The sequence below is a fragment of the Aeromicrobium massiliense JC14 genome (assembly GCF_000312105.1).
GTDB classification, from domain to species: Bacteria; Actinomycetota; Actinomycetes; order Propionibacteriales; family Nocardioidaceae; genus Aeromicrobium; species Aeromicrobium massiliense.
On sequence record NZ_HE978638.1, the window covers coordinates 710,025 to 728,323 of the forward strand.

General features: G+C 73.1%; 16 protein-coding genes. 13 read left to right on the plus strand and 3 right to left on the minus strand.

Translation table 11 applies throughout. The features are described from left to right. Positions 1-79 precede the first annotated feature (79 nt). Complete coding sequence (pheS, locus tag HGAM_RS16285) at positions 80-1,183, plus strand: phenylalanine--tRNA ligase subunit alpha (RefSeq protein WP_019146568.1); 1,104 nt, start codon at positions 80-82, stop codon at positions 1,181-1,183. Next, a complete protein-coding gene (gene pheT / locus HGAM_RS16290) occupies positions 1,183-3,681 on the plus strand; it encodes a phenylalanine--tRNA ligase subunit beta (protein ID WP_019146569.1) in 2,499 nt (832 codons plus the stop codon). Before pheS ends, pheT begins: the two co-directional genes overlap by 1 nt. 57 nt (positions 3,682-3,738) lie before the next feature. On the opposite strand, the gene HGAM_RS16295 is transcribed toward pheT, so the two are convergent. Continuing rightward, entirely contained in the window at positions 3,739-4,302 is a 564-nt protein-coding gene (locus HGAM_RS16295; RefSeq protein WP_019146570.1) for a LemA family protein, read from the minus strand. A gap of 40 nt (positions 4,303-4,342) precedes the next feature. Next, positions 4,343-6,151 carry a DUF2207 domain-containing protein gene (locus HGAM_RS16300; RefSeq protein WP_019146571.1) on the minus strand — a complete coding sequence of 603 codons (1,809 nt, stop codon included), beginning with the start codon at positions 6,149-6,151 and terminating at the stop codon, positions 4,343-4,345. A 65-nt stretch (positions 6,152-6,216) separates the two neighbouring features. Between HGAM_RS16300 and argG the strand changes: the two genes are divergently transcribed. The 10 genes from argG to HGAM_RS16350 all read left to right on the plus strand — a co-directional run bounded on the left by argG (position 6,217) and on the right by HGAM_RS16350 (position 16,055). Next, positions 6,217-7,644 carry an argininosuccinate synthase gene (argG, locus tag HGAM_RS16305; protein WP_019146572.1) on the plus strand — a complete coding sequence of 476 codons (1,428 nt, stop codon included), beginning with the start codon at positions 6,217-6,219 and terminating at the stop codon, positions 7,642-7,644. 27 nt (positions 7,645-7,671) lie between these two features. Further along, positions 7,672-8,721, plus strand: coding sequence for an N-acetyl-gamma-glutamyl-phosphate reductase (gene argC / locus HGAM_RS16310; protein ID WP_019146573.1), 1,050 nt, complete (start codon positions 7,672-7,674; stop codon positions 8,719-8,721). A gap of 52 nt (positions 8,722-8,773) precedes the next feature. Beyond that, on the plus strand, positions 8,774-9,925 hold the full coding sequence (gene argJ, locus HGAM_RS16315; protein WP_019146574.1) for a bifunctional glutamate N-acetyltransferase/amino-acid acetyltransferase ArgJ: 1,152 nt from the start codon (positions 8,774-8,776) through the stop codon (positions 9,923-9,925). 11 nt (positions 9,926-9,936) lie between these two features. Beyond that, the gene (gene argB, locus HGAM_RS16320) at positions 9,937-10,929 is read left to right on the plus strand and encodes an acetylglutamate kinase (RefSeq protein WP_038951923.1); all 993 of its coding nucleotides are present in this window, start codon (positions 9,937-9,939) and stop codon (positions 10,927-10,929) included. Positions 10,930-11,005: 76 nt separating this feature from the next. Further along, complete coding sequence (locus HGAM_RS16325) at positions 11,006-12,220, plus strand: acetylornithine transaminase (protein WP_019146576.1); 1,215 nt, start codon at positions 11,006-11,008, stop codon at positions 12,218-12,220. Next, on the plus strand, positions 12,217-13,140 hold the full coding sequence (argF, locus tag HGAM_RS16330; protein WP_019146577.1) for an ornithine carbamoyltransferase: 924 nt from the start codon (positions 12,217-12,219) through the stop codon (positions 13,138-13,140). The genes HGAM_RS16325 and argF overlap by 4 nt, the downstream gene beginning before the upstream one ends. Before the next feature lie 2 nt (positions 13,141-13,142). After that, complete coding sequence (locus HGAM_RS16335; protein WP_019146578.1) at positions 13,143-13,652, plus strand: arginine repressor; 510 nt, start codon at positions 13,143-13,145, stop codon at positions 13,650-13,652. After that, positions 13,649-15,043, plus strand: coding sequence for an argininosuccinate lyase (gene argH, locus HGAM_RS16340; RefSeq protein WP_019146579.1), 1,395 nt, complete (start codon positions 13,649-13,651; stop codon positions 15,041-15,043). Before HGAM_RS16335 ends, argH begins: the two co-directional genes overlap by 4 nt. 41 nt (positions 15,044-15,084) lie before the next feature. After that, positions 15,085-15,468 carry a universal stress protein gene (locus HGAM_RS16345; protein ID WP_019146580.1) on the plus strand — a complete coding sequence of 128 codons (384 nt, stop codon included), beginning with the start codon at positions 15,085-15,087 and terminating at the stop codon, positions 15,466-15,468. Further along, the gene (locus HGAM_RS16350; protein WP_038951925.1) at positions 15,465-16,055 is read left to right on the plus strand and encodes a DNA-3-methyladenine glycosylase; all 591 of its coding nucleotides are present in this window, start codon (positions 15,465-15,467) and stop codon (positions 16,053-16,055) included. Before HGAM_RS16345 ends, HGAM_RS16350 begins: the two co-directional genes overlap by 4 nt. A 70-nt stretch (positions 16,056-16,125) precedes the next feature. Here HGAM_RS16350 and HGAM_RS16360 read toward each other — a convergent pair whose 3' ends face one another. Next, entirely contained in the window at positions 16,126-16,773 is a 648-nt protein-coding gene (locus tag HGAM_RS16360; protein ID WP_038951926.1) for a DsbA family oxidoreductase, read from the minus strand. A gap of 91 nt (positions 16,774-16,864) precedes the next feature. On the opposite strand from HGAM_RS16360, the gene tyrS reads away from it, so the two are divergent. Continuing rightward, positions 16,865-18,118, plus strand: a complete 1,254-nt coding sequence (tyrS, locus tag HGAM_RS16365) for a tyrosine--tRNA ligase (RefSeq protein ID WP_019146584.1) — start codon at positions 16,865-16,867, stop codon at positions 18,116-18,118. Positions 18,119-18,299 lie beyond the last annotated feature (181 nt).

The following is an 18,299-nucleotide window of genomic DNA, read 5'->3' on the forward strand; positions in this document are numbered from 1 at the left end:
GGGGCTCCCGCGCGCCGCACGCCCGTCGGCCACGACTAGGATCGACGGGTCCCGCGTACGTCCTGCAGAGAGGTCCGCCATGTCGGCCCCCAACTCCGAGTACGACCCCGTCGAGGTCACGCCGCTGCGTGCCGACGAGGTCGAGCGCGCCCGTGACGAGGCGCTCGCGGCGATCGCCGAGGCGAGCTCGCTCGAGCAGCTCAAGCAGGTGCGTCTCGACCACGCCGGCGACCGCTCGCCGCTGGCCCTGGCCAACCGCGAGATCGGCGCGCTGCCCCCGCAGGCGCGCAAGGAGGCCGGCCAGCGCGTCGGCCAGGCCCGCGGCGCGGTGAGCAAGGCGCTGGCCGCGCGCACGACCGTCCTGGAGGCCGAGGCCGAGGAGCGCGCGCTCGCCGACGAGACCGTCGACGTCACGCTGCCCTGGGACCGCACGCCCCGCGGCGCCCGGCACCCCCTGACGACCGTGCAGGAGCACGTCGCCGACATCTTCACCGCCATGGGCTGGGAGGTCGCCGACGGCCCCGAGGTCGAGGCCGAGTGGCTCAACTTCGACGCGCTGAACCTCGGCCCCGACCACCCGGCCCGCACCATGCAGGACACGTTCTGGGTGACGCCGGAGAAGGCAGCGATGGTGCTGCGCACCCACACGTCCCCGGTGCAGGCGCGGACGATGCTGACCCGCAAGCCGCCGATCTACGTCGCCGTGCCGGGACGCGTGTTCCGCACCGACGAACTCGACGCGACGCACTCGCCCGTCTTCCACCAGGTCGAGGGCCTGGCCATCGACGAGGGCCTGACCATGGCCCACCTCAAGGGCACGCTCGACCACTTCGCCCAGGCGATCTACGGCGAGGGCACGACGACGCGCTTCCGTCCCTCGTACTTCCCGTTCACCGAGCCGAGCGCCGAGATGGACCTGCTCTGCTACGTCTGCCACAACGAGCCCGGTGCCGTGGCCCAGTGCCGCACCTGCCGCGGCGAGGGCTGGATCGAGTGGGGCGGCTGCGGCGTCGTCAACCCGCGGGTGCTCGTCGCCTGCGGCGTCGACCCCGAGCGGTACTCCGGCTTCGCCTTCGGCATCGGCCTGGACCGCACCATCACCGGCCGGTACGACATCGCGGACCTGCGCGACCTGATCGACGGCGACATCCGTTTCACCGAGGCGTTCGGAGTGGAGCTCTGATGCGAGTACCCCTGTCCTGGCTGCGCGAGTACGTCGAGCTGCCGCAGGACCTGTCCACCCAGCAGCTGGCCGACCGGCTGACCGCGTTCGACCTCAAGCTCGAGGAGATCGTGTCGTCGGGCGTGAGCGGCCCGCTCGTGGTCGGACGCGTGCTGACGCTGGTCAAGGAGCCGCAGAAGAACGGCAAGACCATCAACTGGTGCCGCGTCGACGTCGGCCCCGAGCACAACGAGCCGGCCACCGACGACGTGCCGGCCGGCCGCGGCATCGTCTGCGGCGCGCACAACTTCGTCGAGGGCGACCTCGTCGTGGTCTCGCTGCCCGGCACGGTGCTGCCGGCGCTCGGGTTCGAGATCACCGCACGCAAGACGTACGGCCACGTGTCGGACGGCATGATCTGCTCGCTGGCCGAGCTCGGCCTGCCCGGCGACGCCAGCGGCATCATCGTGCTGGAGCCCGGCCGCGCCGAGCCCGGCGACGACGCGATCGCGCTGCTCGGCCTGGACCAGGAGATCCTCGATCTCGAGGTCAACCCCGACCGGGCCTACGCGCTGTCGATGCGTGGCGTGGCCCGCGACGCTGGCCTGGCCCTCAGCGTCCCGTTCCACGACCCGGCCGGCCTCGAGCCGCACGCCGGGGATGGCCCGGGCGCCTACCCGGTCACCGTCGAGGCACCCGAGGCGTGCCCGGTGTTCACCGCCCTCACCGTGACCGGGTTCGACCCGACGCGTCCGACGCCGGACTGGATGGTCCGCGCCGTCGAGGGTGCGGGCATGCGCTCGATCTCGCTCGCGGTCGACATCACCAACTTCGTCATGCTCGAGCTCGGCCAGCCGATCCACGGCTACGACAAGGCGGCCCTGCGCGGACCGATCGTCGTGCGGCACGCCACCGAGGGGGAGAAGCTCACGACGCTCGACGGCGTCACGCGCACCCTGGGCGCGTCCGACCTGCTCATCTGCGACGACCGCGGCCCGATCGGCCTGGCCGGCGTCATGGGCGGCGAGGAGGTCGAGCTGTCGGCCACCACGACCGACGTCGTCGTCGAGGCGGCCTACTTCGACCCGGCCACGATCGCGCGCACCGCGCGCGTCCAGAAGCTGCCCTCGGAGGCGTCCAAGCGCTTCGAGCGGGGCATCGACCCGACGATCGCGGTGGCCGCGGCCACGCGCGTCGCGCAGCTCATGGTCGAGCTCGGCGGGGCCACGCTCGAGCCGGGCGTCACCGTCGTCGGCGAGTCGCCGGCCCAGCCGGTCGTCCACGCCCGTGCCGACCTCGCGGCCCGCGTCACCGGCATCGACATCGACGCCGCGACGGCGATCGCCGCGCTCGAGGGCAACGGCTGCACGGTCGAGGTCGACGGCGACGAGCTCGCCGTCACCCCGCCGCCGTGGCGTCCGGACCTGACCGACCCCTACGACCTGGCCGAGGAGGTGCTGCGTGTCGTCGGGTACGACCAGGTGCCGTCGGTGCTGCCGGTCGCCCCGGCCGGCCGGGGCCTCACCAAGGCCCAGCGCCTGCGCCGCCGGGCCGGCATGGTGCTCGCCGGGCAGGGCCTGGTGGAGGTCAAGACGTTCCCGTTCGCGGGACCGGCCGACCTCGACCGCCTGGGCCTGGACGCCGCCGACGTCCGCCGCCGCCAGGTGATGCTGGAGAACCCGCTCTCGGCCGAGGAGCCGGGCATGACGACGACGCTGCTCGTCGGCCTGCTCAAGGCGGCGGTGCTCAACCTGGGCCGTGGGCACTCCGACGTCGCGCTGGTCGAGACCGGGCGGGTGTTCCTGCCCGGCGAGGGCGAGCTGGAGGCGCCGATCTACGGCGTCGACCGTCGTCCGACCGACGACGAGCTCGCGGCGCTGGACGCCGCGCTGCCGCGCCAGCCCTGGCACGTCGGCCTCGTCATGGCCGGCCACCGCGAGCGTCCGGGCTGGTACGGCCCGGGCCGTGAGGTGACCTGGGCGGACGCCGTCGAGACGGTGCGCGCCCTGGCCGCCTCGTTCCACGTCGACCTCGAGGTGCGCGCGGCCGACGTGCGTCCGTGGCACCCCGGCCGCTGCGCGGCGATCGTCGTCGAGGGCACGGTCGTCGGCCACGCTGGCGAGCTGCACCCGCGGGTCGTGCGCGACTGGGGCCTGCCGGCGCGCACCGTCGCGGCCGAGGTCGACCTCGACGCGCTCGTGGCCGCCGCTCCCGAGCAGGGCCCGGCGCCGTCGTTCTCGACGTACCCGGTCGCCAAGGAGGACCTCGCACTGGTCGTCGAGGCCGACGTCCCGTCCGCGGTCGTGCACGACGCGCTCGCCGCCTCCGGCCCGCTCGTGGAGTCGGTGCGCCTGTTCGACGTCTACACCGGCGAGCAGCTGCCCGAGGGCCGGAAGTCGCTGGCCTTCTCGCTGCGCCTGCGCGCCGCCGACCACACCCTCGCCGACGAGGAGATCAAGGCCGCCCGTGAGGCGGCCGTGGCCGCCGCGGCCGAGGCGGCCGGCGCGACGCTGCGCTGACCCGCACGTGGAAGGGGCCCCGAACCGTGTCGGTCCGGGGCCCCTTCGTCGTCGGTGTCAGAACTGGACGGTCGGCGGCGTCGCCTGCGCCTCCGGCGCCTTGTAGAACTCGCGCTGGCCGACCTTGGCCAGCCCGGCGAAGAACATCCACGGGATCGTGGTCACCAGCTTGTTCAGCGTGCTGACCGCGTCGTTGTAGAACTGCCGCGCGAAGGAGATCTTGTTCTCGGTGTCCGACAGCTCGGCCTGCAGCTGCTGGAAGTTCGCCGACGCCTTGAGGTCGGGGTACGCCTCGGCGACCGCCAGGACGTTGACGATGGCGTTGTCGAGCCGCGCGTCGGCCGCGGCCTTGTCGGCGACGCTGCCGCCCTTCGCCGCACCGGCGGCGGCCGCGCGGGCCGAGGTCACCTCGTCGAACACGGCGCGCTCGTGCGTCGCGTAGCCCTTGACCGTGCTGACCAGGTTGGGGATGAGGTCCGCGCGCCGGGTGAGCTGGACGTCGATGCCGCCCAGGGCCTCCTGGGCCTCGACGTCGGCGGTGCGCAGCTTGTTGAAGCCGACGACGCCGATCCCGACCAGCAGGACGAGCAGCACGACGACGATGACGATGATCCAGATCATGGGGTGATCCTTCCGTACGGGGGAGCCGGGCGTCGAGCGATCACCAGGAACCGCCTCCGCCCCCGCCGCCTCCACCGCCTCCGAAGCCGCCCCCGCCGCCGAACCCGCCGCCGGACGACGACGAGGTCTGGGTGGCCTGGTAGGCGTTGATCGACGACGACACCGACGTCTCGAAGCTGTTGACCGCGGAGTCGAGCGCGCTCAGCCCTGCGGCGCCCCAGTAGACGCCCGGCATCGGCGAGTACCAGTCGGGCAGCGGGGCGGCCTGCCCCGTCTCCTGCTCGTACTTGCGCGCCCAGCCGTCCGCGGCGTCGAACACGACCGCGTAGGGGATGAAGTCGGTGTAGAGCCCCTGGCGGGCGCTGAAGTCGAAGCGTGCCTCGGCCGAGTCGGTGGTGAGCACGCGCCGGAAGCCGCCTGCGTGCGACCACAGCAGCCGGCCCTGCTTGGTGCGGCGGGTGCCGACCCCGCGACCGAGCAGACCGATGCCGCCGACGGCGAACGCGAGCAGCGGCACGAGCCACACGAGCGGGGCGACGCCCAGGAAGGGCAGCGCGACGGCGAGCACGACGGCGCCGATGACCGCGAACCGTCCGAACCACTCCGACGCGACGTGCTGCTGCACGCCCGAGCCGGTGGCCCAGCCCGTCGTGGCGGTGCGGACGGACGCCTTGAGCCCCGAGAGCACCTGTCCGGCGCCGACGGAGCCGTCGGCGGCGAACCGCGATCCCGGCGTGGTGACGCCGAGCATCTCGCCCACGTGCCGGCTGACCGGGTCCTGGGTCTCCCAGGCCGCGGGCTCGGCGAGGCCGACCACGACCATGCCCTGCTCGGTCTGCTCCAGCCGGGTCAGGCCCTGGGCGGCCTGGTGCATGAGCGTGGCGACGAGGGCGTGGTCGGGGACGCGCTCCTCCACCACGTACGCCGTCTGGGCCGGGCCGAGGCCGGGCGGCGGCTCGAACATGGCCGGGTAGCCGGGCCGTCGCTCGCGGGCCCGGCGCTCCCACAGGTAGCCACCGGCGAACGTGGCCGCGCCCAGCGCGAGGACGAGCACCAGCAGCGGCACCGAGCGTCCGAGCGAGTAGTCCCAGGTGACCGACCACGGCAGGCCGCCCCGGTCGGGCGCCGGCACGTCGAGGTCGGCGCGCAGCGTGACCGGCGTGCGCGGCTCGAGCGCGCCGGTGGTGAGCGTGACGGTGGAGCCGTCCACGCGCGCCTCGGCGCAGGTGTCGAGCGCGGTGCCCCAGCCCGTCGCGCACGTGACGTCGTCCGGGGCGGTCGGCAGGCTGACCTCGATGGTCGACCGCTCGATCGGCATCTCCCAGCCGCCCGGGACGACGTTCCAGTAGAAGACGGAGCGGTCGGGGTCGTCGCTGGACCAGCTGGCGGAGCCGTCGGCGGAGTCCGAGCCGCTGGGTGCGAGCGCGCCCTCCACGCGGTAGGTGAGCACGTAGGTGTGCTCACCTGGCTCGACGAACGTGTCGGCGTCGCCGATCTGCGCGACGCGGAAGCGCTGGCCTCGCTCCCAGTGCTCGTCGAAGGGCTCCGGACGTCCGTCGCGCTCCACCTCGAGGTCGCGCGGGTACAGCCGGGCGCCGTCGTCGGTGGGGTCGGCCAGGTCGAAGTAGCGGAAGATGCCGTGCCGTCCGGACGGGAAGCGCGCCGTCAGCTCCTCGCGGGCCAGCAGCGTCCCGTCCTCGTCGACGTCGAAGGACGCGCGGTAGTCGGTGATCGTGACCGGGTCGGCGGCGGGGGACGAGTCACCGCCCAGCGAGGCGACCCAGCCCGGCACGAGGACCACCGCGACGGCGGCGGCGAGGGCGAGGAGTCGCAGGGCGAGCAGACGCATGGCAGCATCGTAGGGGCGGCGGGTCGGCGTGCATGTTCTTGCAGACTTGTGCAAGAATGTGCGGCATGTCCAAGGTCCTCACCTCCCTCCCGGCCGGCGAGCGCGTCGGCATCGCCTTCTCCGGCGGTCTCGACACCTCCGTCGCCGTCGCCTGGATGCGCGACAAGGGTGCCGTGCCGTGCACCTACACCGCCGACATCGGCCAGTACGACGAGCCGGACATCTCCGGCGTCCCGGGCCGGGCGATGGAGTACGGCGCCGAGCTCGCCCGCGCCATCGACTGCAAGCGCCCGCTCGTCGACGAGGGTCTCGCCGCCCTGGCCTGCGGTGCGTTCCACATCCGCTCGGCCGGACGCACGTACTTCAACACCACGCCGCTGGGCCGCGCCGTCACCGGCACGCTGCTCGTGCGCGCGATGCAGGAGGACGGCGTCAACATCTGGGGCGACGGGTCGACCTTCAAGGGCAACGACATCGAGCGGTTCTACCGCTACGGCCTGCTGGCCAACCCCGAGCTGCGCATCTACAAGCCGTGGCTGGACGCCGACTTCGTCGCCGAGCTGGGCGGTCGCCAGGAGATGAGCGAGTGGCTCGTCGCCCACGAGCTGCCCTACCGCGACAGCGCGGAGAAGGCCTACTCCACCGACGCCAACATCTGGGGCGCCACGCACGAGGCCAAGACCCTCGAGCACCTGGACGTCTCGCTGGAGACGGTCGAGCCGATCATGGGCGTCAAGTTCTGGGACCCCTCGGTCGACATCGACGCCGAGGACGTGACGATCACCTTCGAGGCCGGACGCCCGGTGGCCATCGACGGCACCCGGTACGATGACCCGGTCGCGCTGGTCATGGCCGCCAACGCCATCGGCGGCCGTCACGGGCTGGGCATGTCCGACCAGATCGAGAACCGCATCATCGAGGCCAAGAGCCGCGGCATCTACGAGGCGCCGGGCATGGCGCTGCTGTTCACCGCCTACGAGCGGCTGGTCAACGCGATCCACAACGAGGACACGATCGCCAACTACCACCAGCACGGACGTCGTCTGGGCCGGCTCATGTACGAGGGACGCTGGCTCGACCCGCAGTCGCTCATGCTGCGCGAGTCGATCGAGCGCTGGATCGCCTCGGTCGTCAGCGGCGACGTCACGCTGCGGCTGCGCCGCGGCGAGGACTACACCGTCCTGGACACCCAGGGCCCGGCGTTCTCCTACCACCCCGAGAAGCTCTCGATGGAGCGCACCGACAACGCGGTGTTCGGCCCGACCGACCGCATCGGCCAGCTGACGATGCGCAACCTCGACATCGCCGACTCGCGCGCCAAGCTCGAGCTGTACGCCGAGCAGCCGCTCGACCAGGGCCAGGTGCTCGTCGAGAACGGCACGCTGTTCGGCGAGCTGCCGGCCGGCGGCGCCGTGCGCATCGAGGCCAACCCGTCGGCGGACGCCGACCCGCTCGCGCTCGACGCGGCCGCGATGGAGCTCGGCACCGACTGACGTCGGGGCCCGACCGGAGGGGACACCATGACCGAGAAGAAGATCACCGTCGCCGTCGCGGGAGCGAGCGGCTACGCCGGCGGCGAGGTGCTGCGCCTGCTGCTGCAGCACCCGCAGGTCGAGATCGGCGCGCTGACCGCCGCGTCCAGCGCCGGCTCGCGCCTGGTCGAGCACCAGCCGCACCTGACGCCGCTGCACGACCGCGTGCTGCAGCCGACCGACGCCGAGACGCTGTCCGGCCACGACGTCGTCTTCCTGGGTCTGCCGCACGGGCACTCGGGCGCCGTCGCGGCGACGCTCGGTGACGACGCGCTCGTCGTCGACCTGGGCGCGGACCACCGGCTGACCTCCGCGCGGGACTGGGCCGACTACTACGGCGGCGACCATGCCGGCACCTGGCCGTACGGCCTGCCCGAGCTGATCACCGCTGCCGGTGGACGCCAGCGCGACGAGCTGCCCGGCGTCGGACGCATCGCGGTGCCGGGCTGCAACGTCACCGCCGTGACGCTCGGCCTGCAGCCGGCCGTGCACGCCGGCCTGGTGCAGCCGACCGACCTGGTCGCGGTGCTGGCCAACGGCTTCTCCGGCGCGGGCAAGGCGGCCAAGCCGCACCTGCTGGCGTCCGAGGGGCTCGGCTCGGCGTCCGCGTACGGCGTGGGCGGTGCGCACCGGCACAACCCCGAGATCGTCCAGAACCTGCGCTCGGCCGGTGCCGACCAGGTCTCGATCTCGTTCACCCCGACGCTCGTGCCGATGGCCCGCGGCATCCTCGCCACGGCCACCGCCCGGCTGACCGGCGACGCCGCGGACGTCCGCGCCGCCTACGAGAAGGCCTACGCCGACGAGCCGTTCGTCCACCTGCTGCCCGAGGGCGTCTGGCCCACCACGGCGGCCGTGCTCGGCTCGAACAACGCGTTCGTGCAGGTCGCCGTCGACGAGCGCGCCGGCCGCCTCGTCACCGTCACCGGCATCGACAACCTGGTCAAGGGCACCGCCGGCGGCGCGATCCAGTCCATGAACCTGGCCCTCGGCCTGCCCGAGACCACCGGCCTCCCGACCGAAGGAGTCGCTCCGTGAGCCGCACCCCACAGACCCACTCGCTTCGCTCGCGCGTCTGCGGGGACCCCGCATGAGCGTCACCGCAGCCCAGGGCTTCCGCGCCGCCGGCGTGGCCGCCGGCCTCAAGTCCAGCGGCGACCCCGACGTCGCCGTCGTCGTGAACGACGGCCCGAGCACGGCAGCCGCCGCCGTCTACACGTCCAACCGCTGCAAGGCGAACCCCGTGCTCTGGAGCCAGGAGGCGATCAAGGGCGGTCGCGCGTCCGCGGTCGCGCTGAACTCCGGCGGGGCCAACTGCTACACCGGCGCCGAGGGCTTCCAGACGACGCACGCGACCGCCGAGCTCGTCGCCGAGCGGCTCGGCGTGGGCGCGATCGACGTGCAGGTCTGCTCGACCGGGCTCATCGGCCTGGTCAACGACCGCGACGACCTGCTCGGCGGCGTCGCCCGGGCGATCGACGGGCTCGCCGACGACGGGGGAGCGGCGGCCGCGCGCGCGATCATGACCACCGACAGCGTGCCCAAGCAGGCGCAGGCCACCCGCGACGGGTTCACCGTCGGCGGCATGGCCAAGGGCGCGGGCATGCTCGCCCCGGCGCTGGCCACGATGCTCGTCGTCATCACCACCGACGCCGACGTCGACAGCGCCACCGCGGACGCCGCGCTGCGCGAGGCCTGCCGCACCACGTTCAACCGGCTCGACTCCGACGGCTGCCAGTCCACGAACGACACGGTGCTGCTCATGGCCAGCGGCGCCTCGGGCGTCACGCCGGACGCGGAGGCGTTCACCGCCGCGCTGCACGAGGTGTGCCACAGCCTGGCGCTGCAGCTGCTGGCCGACGCCGAGGGCGCCGACCACGAGATCGCCATCGAGGTCGTCCACGCGGCCAGCGAGGACGACGCGGTCGAGGTCGGCCGCTCGGTGGCCCGCAGCAACCTGTTCAAGGCCGCGATCTTCGGCAAGGACCCGAACTGGGGCCGCATCCTGGCCTCGGTGGGCACGACGCAGGCCGCCTTCGACCCCGCCGACCTCGACGTCGCGCTCAACGACGTGTGGGTGTGCCGCGCCAGCGGTCCGGCCGAGTCGGCCGACGGCGTCGACCTCGAGCCGCGCCAGGTGAGCGTCACGATCGACCTCAAGTCCGGCGACGCGTCCGCGACGATCTGGACCAACGACCTGACCCACGCGTACGTCCACGAGAACTCGGCGTACTCATCATGACGGAGCACGAGATGACGGACACCGACAGCCCGTTCGGCACGGACCTCGAGGCGCAGGACGAGTGGCACCCGACCGAGTGGAAGAAGGCCACGGCGAAGGCGGCGACCCTCGCCGAGGCCCTGCCGTGGCTGAAGAAGTACCACGGCAAGGTCGTCGTGGTGAAGTACGGCGGCAACGCCATGACCGACGAGTCGCTCAAGCGCGCCTTCGCCGAGGACATCGTGTTCCTGCGCCTGGCCGGGTTCAAGCCGGTCGTCGTGCACGGCGGCGGCCCGCAGATCAGCGCGATGCTCGACCGGCTGGGCATCGAGAGCGAGTTCCGCGGCGGCCTGCGCGTGACCACGCCCGAGGCGATGGAGGTCGTCCGCATGGTGCTCACCGGCCAGGTCGGCCGTGAGCTCGTGGGCCTGCTGAACCAGCACGGCGACCTCGCGGTGGGGCTGTCCGGCGAGGACGGCGGCCTGTTCACCGCCGAGAAGACGATGCCCGTCGTCGACGGCGAGCCGGTCGACGTAGGCCTGGTCGGCGAGGTCGTCGGCGTGCGTCCCGAGGCCGTCCAGGACCTCATCGACGCCGGACGCATCCCGGTCGTCTCCACCGTCGCCCCGGACGCCACCGGCCAGGTGCACAACGTCAACGCCGACACCGCGGCCGCCGCGCTGGCCGTCGCGCTCGGCGCCGAGAAGCTGCTCGTCCTCACCGACGTCGAGGGGCTGTACGTCAATTGGCCCGAGAGCACGGACGTCATCGGCGAGATCTCGCCGGAGAACCTCGCCGAGGTCATCCCGACGCTCGCGAGCGGCATGATCCCCAAGATGACCGCCTGCCTGAAGGCGGTCGAGGGCGGTGTCACCGGCGCGACGGTGGTCGACGGCCGCGAGCCGCACGCCGTCCTGCTGGAGATCTTCACCGACGAGGGCGTCGGCACCCAGGTGCTGCCCGGCGCGCCGACGAAGGTCCGCAGCGCCCTGTACAAGACCTCGATGAAGAAGGACGAGTCATGACCGAGCGCAGCGAGGGAACCGACCAGACAGTCACGCGCGGGCGTTCGTATCCTGCGCTTCTCACGGAGGTCCGCGCATGACCGAGCAGTTCGCCGGCACCGCGCAGCAGACCACGAGCGCGGAGTGGCAGGAGCGCTACGCCGCGTCGCTCATGAACACCTTCGGCCCGCCGCAGCGCGTGCTCGTGCGCGGCGAGGGGCCGTACGTCTGGGACGTCGACGGCAACCGCTACCTGGACCTGCTGGGCGGCATCGCGGTCAACGTCCTGGGCCACGCGCACCCCGCGCTGGTCCGGGCGGTGACCGAGCAGGTGAGCACCCTGGGCCACGTCTCGAACTTCTTCACCTCCTTCCCGCAGGTCGAGCTCGCCGAGCGGCTGCTGGCGCTGCTCGGCGGCGGCGAGCGTGCCGAGGGCAAGGTCTTCTTCACGTCCTCGGGCACCGAGGCCAACGAGGCCGCGTTCAAGGCCACGCGCCGCACCGGACGCACGAAGGTCGTCGTCGCCGACGGCGCCTTCCACGGACGCACGATGGGCGCGCTCGCGCTGACCGCCAAGGCGGCCTACCGCGAGCCGTTCGAGCCCCTGCCCGGCGACGTGCTGCGGGTCGCGTACGGCGACGTCGCCGCGCTCGAGGCGGCCGTCGACGACACCGTCGCCGCCGTGCTGCTCGAGCCGATCCAGGGCGAGGCCGGCGTGGTCGTCCCGCCGCAGGGCTACCTCGAGGCCGCGCGCCGCATCACGTCCGAGCACGGCGCGCTGCTGTGGATCGACGAGGTGCAGACCGGCATGGGCCGCACGGGCGACTGGTTCGCCCACAGCGCGTCCGGCGTCACGCCCGACCTGGTCACCGTGGCCAAGGGCCTGGGCGGCGGCGTGCCGATCGGCGCCTGCATCGGCCTGGGCGCGGCCGGCGAGCTGCTCCAGCCGGGCAACCACGGCACCACCTTCGGCGGCAACCCGGTGGCCACGGCCGCCGGCCTGGCCGTCGTGGACGCGATCGAGTCCGAGGGCCTGCTGCAGAACGCCCGCACCGTCGGCGACCAGCTGCGCGCCGACCTCGCCGCCCACCCGCTCGTGGCCGAGACCACCGGCCGCGGCCTGCTCGTCGGCATCGTGCTGCACCAGCCGGTCGCCCCGCAGGTCGCCACCGCCGCGCTCGACGCCGGCCTGGTCGTGAACGCGGCGACGCCGGAGCGGCTCCGCCTCGCCCCGCCGCTCGTGCTCACCGCCGAGCAGGCGTCGGGCGCCGCGAAGACGCTCGCGATGCTGCTGACGGAGGCGACGGCATGAGGCACTTCCTGCGCGACGACGACCTGAGTCCCGCCGAGCAGCGCGAGGTGCTCGAGCTGGCCCTGGCCATGAAGGCCGAGCCCTACGCCCGCAAGCCGCTCGCCGGACCCCAGACGGTCGCGGTGCTGTTCGACAAGTCGTCCACCCGCACGCGGGTCTCGTTCGCGGTCGGCATCGCCGACCTCGGCGGCAACCCGCTGGTCATGGACACCGGCACCACGCAGATCGGTCGCGGCGAGCCGATCGCCGACACCGCGCGCGTGCTCGGCCGCATGACGTCCGCCGTCGTCTGGCGCACGTACGCCCAGGCCGGCCTGGAGGACATGGCCGCGCACGCCGGCGTCCCGGTGGTGAACGCGCTCAGCGACGACTTCCACCCGTGCCAGATCCTGGCCGACTGGCTCACCGTGCTGGAGCACAAGGGCACGCTCGCCGGCCTCACCGTCGCCTACCTCGGCGACGGCGCCAACAACATGGGCCACTCGTACGTGCTCGGCGGCGCCACCGCCGGCATGCACGTCCGCGTGGGGGCCCCGTCGGGCTACCAGCCCGACCCGGCGATCGTCGCCGACGCCCAGCGGGTCGCCGCGACCACCGGCGGCTCGGTCGTCATCACCGACGACCCGGCCGAGGCGCTGCGCGACGCCGACGTCGTCATCACCGACACCTGGGTCTCCATGGGCCAGGAGGACGAGAAGGCCGAGCGGCTCGCGCTGTTCAGCGGCTACTCGATCACCACCGAGGCGATGGGCCTGGCGAGGCCGGACGCGGTCGTCCTGCACTGCCTGCCGGCCTACCGAGGCCTGGAGATCGCCGCGGACGTCATCGACGGTCCGCAGAGCGTCGTGTGGGACGAGGCGGAGAACCGGCTCCACGCGCAGAAGGCCGTCCTGGCCTGGCTGCTGGCGAAGGCGTCCTGACCGTGGTCGTCCCCACCACCAAGGCGGCCCGCCAGCAGCTCATCGTCGAGCTGCTGGGCCGTCACGCCGTCCGCTCGCAGGGCGACCTCGTCGCGCTGCTCGAGGCGCAGGGCGTCGTCGCCACGCCCTCGACCGTCTCGCGCGACCTGGTCGAGCTGGACGCCGTGCGCGTGCGCCGCGACGGGGGACTGGTCTACGCCGTCCCGGCCGAGGGCGGCGACGCCACCCCGCGCCCGGCCGTCGACAGCCCCGCGTCGCAGGCCCGGCTGGCCCGGATCTGCCGCGAGGTGCTGGTGACGGCGGAGGCGTCGGCCAACCTGGTCGTCCTGCGCACGCCGCCGGGCGCGGCCCAGTACCTGGCCTCGGCCATCGACCATGCGACCCTCGGGGACGTCCTGGGCACCATCGCCGGTGACGACTCCGTCCTGCTCATCTGCCGCGACCCGTCCGGCGGCGACGCCGTCGCCCAGCGGTTCACCATGCTCGCCACGTCCCCGAAGGAGCCCTCGTGACCGAGAACGACCAGACCCGCCTGTGGGGCGGCCGCTTCGCCTCCGGGCCGTCCCCCGAGCTGGTCGAGCTGTCGCGCTCCACCCACTTCGACTGGCGGCTGGCGCCCTACGACCTGGCCGGGTCGCGCGCCCATGCCGGCGTCCTGCACGCCGCCGGCCTGCTGAGCGCCGACGACCACCAGCGACTCGTGGCGGGCATCGACGCCCTGGAGGCCGACGTCCGCTCGGGCGCCTTCGGCCCGCAGCCCGACGACGAGGACGTCCACACCGCGCTGGAGCGCGGCCTGCTCGAGCGGCTCGGCGCCGAGCTGGGCGGACGCCTGCGGGCCGGACGCTCGCGCAACGACCAGGTCGCCACGCTCTTCCGGATGTACCTGCGCGACCACGGCCGCGCGATCTCCGCGCTCGTCACCGAGCTCGTGGAGGCGCTCGCCGACCAGGCCGAGCGGAACCTCGGCGTCGCGATGCCCGGCCGCACCCACCTGCAGCACGCGCAGCCGGTGCTGCTGAGCCACCACCTGATGGCCCACGCCTGGCCGCTGGTCCGCGACCTCGACCGGCTCGCCGACTGGGACGCCCGCGTCGGCGCCGACTCGCCCTACGGCAGCGGCGCGCTCGCCGGGTCGTCGCTCGGCCTGTCGCCGGAGAAGGTGGCGGCCGACCTGGGCTTCACCGGCTCGTCGGCCAACTCGATCGACGGCACGGCCGCGCGCGACTTCGTCGCTGAGTTCGCCTTCGTCACGGCCATGATCGGCGTGGACGTCTCGCGGCTCGCCGAGGAGGTCATCCTCTGGAACACCAAGGAGTTCGACTTCGTCCGGCTCGACGACGGCTACTCCACCGGGTCGAGCATCATGCCGCAGAAGAAGAACCCCGACATCGCCGAGCTGGCCCGCGGCAAGGCCGGACGCGTCATCGGCAACCTGGCCGGCCTGCTGGCCACTCTCAAGGCCCTCCCGCTCGCCTACAACCGCGACCTGCAGGAGGACAAGGAGCCGGTCTTCGACTCGATCGACACCCTCGAGGTGCTGCTGCCCGCCTTCACCGGCATGGTCCGCACGATGGCGTTCAACACCGAGCGCATGGAGTCCCTGGCCCCGCAGGGCTTCGCGCTCGCCACGGACGTCGCCGAGTGGCTGGTCAAGCAGGGCGTCCCGTTCCGCGTCGCGCACGAGCTGTCCGGCGCCTGCGTCCAGGCCTGCGAGCAGCGCGGCATCGAGCTGTGGGACCTGACCGACGACGACTTCGCCGCCATCTCGCCGCACCTGACGCCCGGCGTCCGCGAGGTGCTCAGCGTCGAGGGCTCGCTGTCGTCGCGCGACTCGCGCGGCGGCACGGCGCCGGCGCGGGTCGCCGAGCAGCTGGCCGAGCTGCGCGCCCGGCTCGGCTGAGCCCCCGTGGCGGGCTCGCGGGGCGGCGATAGGCTCGCGGCATGACCATCGCGATCGCCTACCGGCCCGACGCCTACGGCCAGGCGGCCGTCGAGTTCGCCGTGGAGGAGGCGCTGCGCCGTGACGCGACGGTGCTCGTCGTGAACGTCGTCGGCCCCGGCCCGGACGGCACCACCCCACCGCCGGCCGACCTGTCGGACGTCACCGCGCGGCTGGACCGCGCCGGCATCGCGCACGACGTCGCGCAGGTCGAGGACCACGACGTCGTCGGCGCCGTGGTCGACGTGCTGGAGGACCGCGGTGCCGAGCTGCTGGTCATCGGCATGCGCAAGCGCACCCCGGTCGGCAAGCTCATCATGGGCGCCGTCGCCCAGCGGCTGATGCTCGACACGTCCATCCCGGTCGTGGCGGTCAAGGCGCCCTGAGCGAGCTGCCCGTCCTCGACGACGCCCGGTCCTTGCTCGGCCGGGCGCTGGTCGGTCACGGCGTCACGGTCCTCATCACCGAGGTCGAGGCGTACGCCGGCCCGCTCGACCCCGCCTCGCACGCCTACACCCGCACGCCGCGGTCGGACATCATGTACGGCCCGCCGTGGCGGCTGTACGTCTACCGCTCCTACGGCCTGCACCACTGCGCGAACGTCGTGACCAGCCCGGAGGGGGAGGCGTCCGCCGTCCTCGTGCGCGCCGGACGTGTCGTCGAGGGACTCGACCTGGCACGGGAGCGGCGCGGGCCGAAGGTGGCGGACGTGGGGCTGGCCCGGGGCCCGGGCAACCTCGCCGAGGCGCTCGGCATCACTTTGGAGGACAAGGGCACCGACCTGCTCGACCCCGAGCCCGTGCACCTGGGGGAGCGGGTCGAGGAGCCGGCCCGCGTCATGGCCGGGCCGCGCGTCGGGGTCAGCAAGGCCGCCGACGCGCCCTGGCGCTTCTGGGTGGACGGCGACCCGACGGTCAGCGTCTACCGGCGCTCGCCGAGGGCGCCGCGCGCCTCGTCCGTCTCGCCGTCCTGAGCGGCGGGCAGCGCGCACACGCCGTCGACGCACACGGGCGCGTCGTCGCCGACCATCTCGAACGGACCGGTCACTGCTCGCTCGCCGCCTTCTCGATCGCGCCGGCGAACGTCTCGGGCGACTGCGCCCCGGAGATGCCGTACTTGCCGTCGACGACGTAGAACGGCACGCCGCCGATGCCGTACCGCATCGCCTGGTCGACGTCGGCCTGGACGGCGTCGGCGTACGTCCCGGCCTCCAGCTCACGGACGACCACGTCGCGGTCGAGCCCGACCTCGACGGCCAGGTCGGCGAGCTCGTCGACACGGCCCAGGTGGCGTCCCTGCTCGAAGTAGGCGCGCAGCAGGCGCTCCTTCATGGCCGGCTGGACGCCGTGCGCCTTGGCCAGGTGCAGCAGCTCGTGCGCCTTGCGGGTGTTCGTGTGCTGCAGGGCGTCGAAGTCGTAGGCCAGGCCCTCGCCGGCGGCGACCTGGGTCATCTGGCCCAGCATCTGCTCGACCTGCGCGGCGGGCATGCCCTTGTGGCCGGCCAGGAAGTCGACCTCGCTGCCCTCGAAGTCCACCGGGGTGTCGGGGGCCAGCTCGAACGAGTGGTACTCGACCTCCACCTCCACGCCGTCGCCGAGGGCGGCCACGCCCTGCTCGAAGCGGCGCTTGCCCACGAAGCACCAGGGGCACGCGATGTCGGACCAGACGTCGACCTTCACTCGTTGAGTCACGATCGGACGAACCGTCGTTCGCCCGGCCGTATTCCCTCGATAGGCTCGAGGCGCCGCGAGAGCCGCGGCACACCGACGAAACGGAAAGACCGTGACCCACGTCATCGACGACCTCGAAGCGCGCGGACTCATCGCGCACTCGACCGACCTGGACGCGCTCCGGGACGAGATGGACGCGGGGCCCCTGACCTACTACGTGGGCTTCGACCCCACGGCGCCGTCCCTGCACGTGGGCAACCTCCTGCAGATCCTCACGGCCCGCCGGCTCCAGCTCGCCGGCCACCGCCCGTTGCTGCTCGTCGGCGGCTCGACCGGCCTGATCGGCGACCCCAAGCAGAGCGGGGAGCGGGTCATGAACTCCAAGGAGACCGTCGCCGAGTGGGTGGAGCGCATCCGCGGACAGGTCTCCCGCTTCGTCTCCTTCGAGGGCGACAACGCCGCCGTCCTGGTCAACAACCTGGACTGGACGCAGTCGCTGTCGACGGTGGACTTCCTGCGCGACATCGGCAAGCACTTCCCGGTCAACCGCATGCTGGCCCGCGACGTCGTGGCCAGCCGCCTGGAGTCCGGCATCAGCTACACCGAGTTCAGCTACGTCCTGCTCCAGGCGATGGACTACCTCGAGCTGCACCGCCGCCACGGCTGCGCGCTGCAGACCGGCGGCAGCGACCAATGGGGCAACATCACTGCCGGCGTCGAGCTCGTCCGCCGCGCCGACGGCGACCGCGTCCACGCGCTGGCCACGCCGCTGATCACCAAGGCCGACGGCACCAAGTTCGGCAAGACCGAGTCCGGCACCATCTGGCTCGACCCGGCGCTCATGAGCCCGTACGCCTTCTACCAGTCCTGGATCCAGGCCGAGGACCTCAAGGTCGGCGAGTACCTCAAGCAGTTCACCTTCCTCCCGGTCGACGAGATCGACCGGGTGATGGCCGAGCACGCCGAGCGTCCCGGAGCACGCGCGGCCCAGCGGCTGCTCGCCTCCGAGCTCACCACGCTGGTGCACGGGGAGGACGAGACGCGTGCCGCCGAGCTCGCGTCGCAGGCGCTGTTCGGCCGCGGCGACCTGACCGAGCTCCCGGCGTCGACCCTCGAGGCCGCGCTGCGCGAGGCCGGGGGAGTCGAGCTCGACGACGCGCCCACCGTCGTGGACGCGCTCGTCGCCGCCGGTCTGGCCGACAGCAAGTCCGCGGCCCGTCGTGCGGTCGCCGAGGGCGGCGCCTACGTGAACAACGAGCGGGTCGAGGACCCCGAGCTGACCCTCGCCGGGCACGGCGTCGGCGACTCCGGCTGGGTCGTCCTACGCAAGGGCAAGCGGTCGGTCTCCGGCGTCCGGCTGCCGTGACGCGATCCAGGGGCTGCCGACGACGGCAGCCCCTGGAATTGCAGGCTTTTCGAAGTGTGGCCCAGATGACAGGCACCCCGGTTTGACCAGGCCGGAAACGCGTGTGTAATGTTCTCTTTGTTGCGCCGCACGGCGGGGCGGAAGGCCTGAGAGGGTCGGCTGTCCGGTGGGCGCAGCGTTT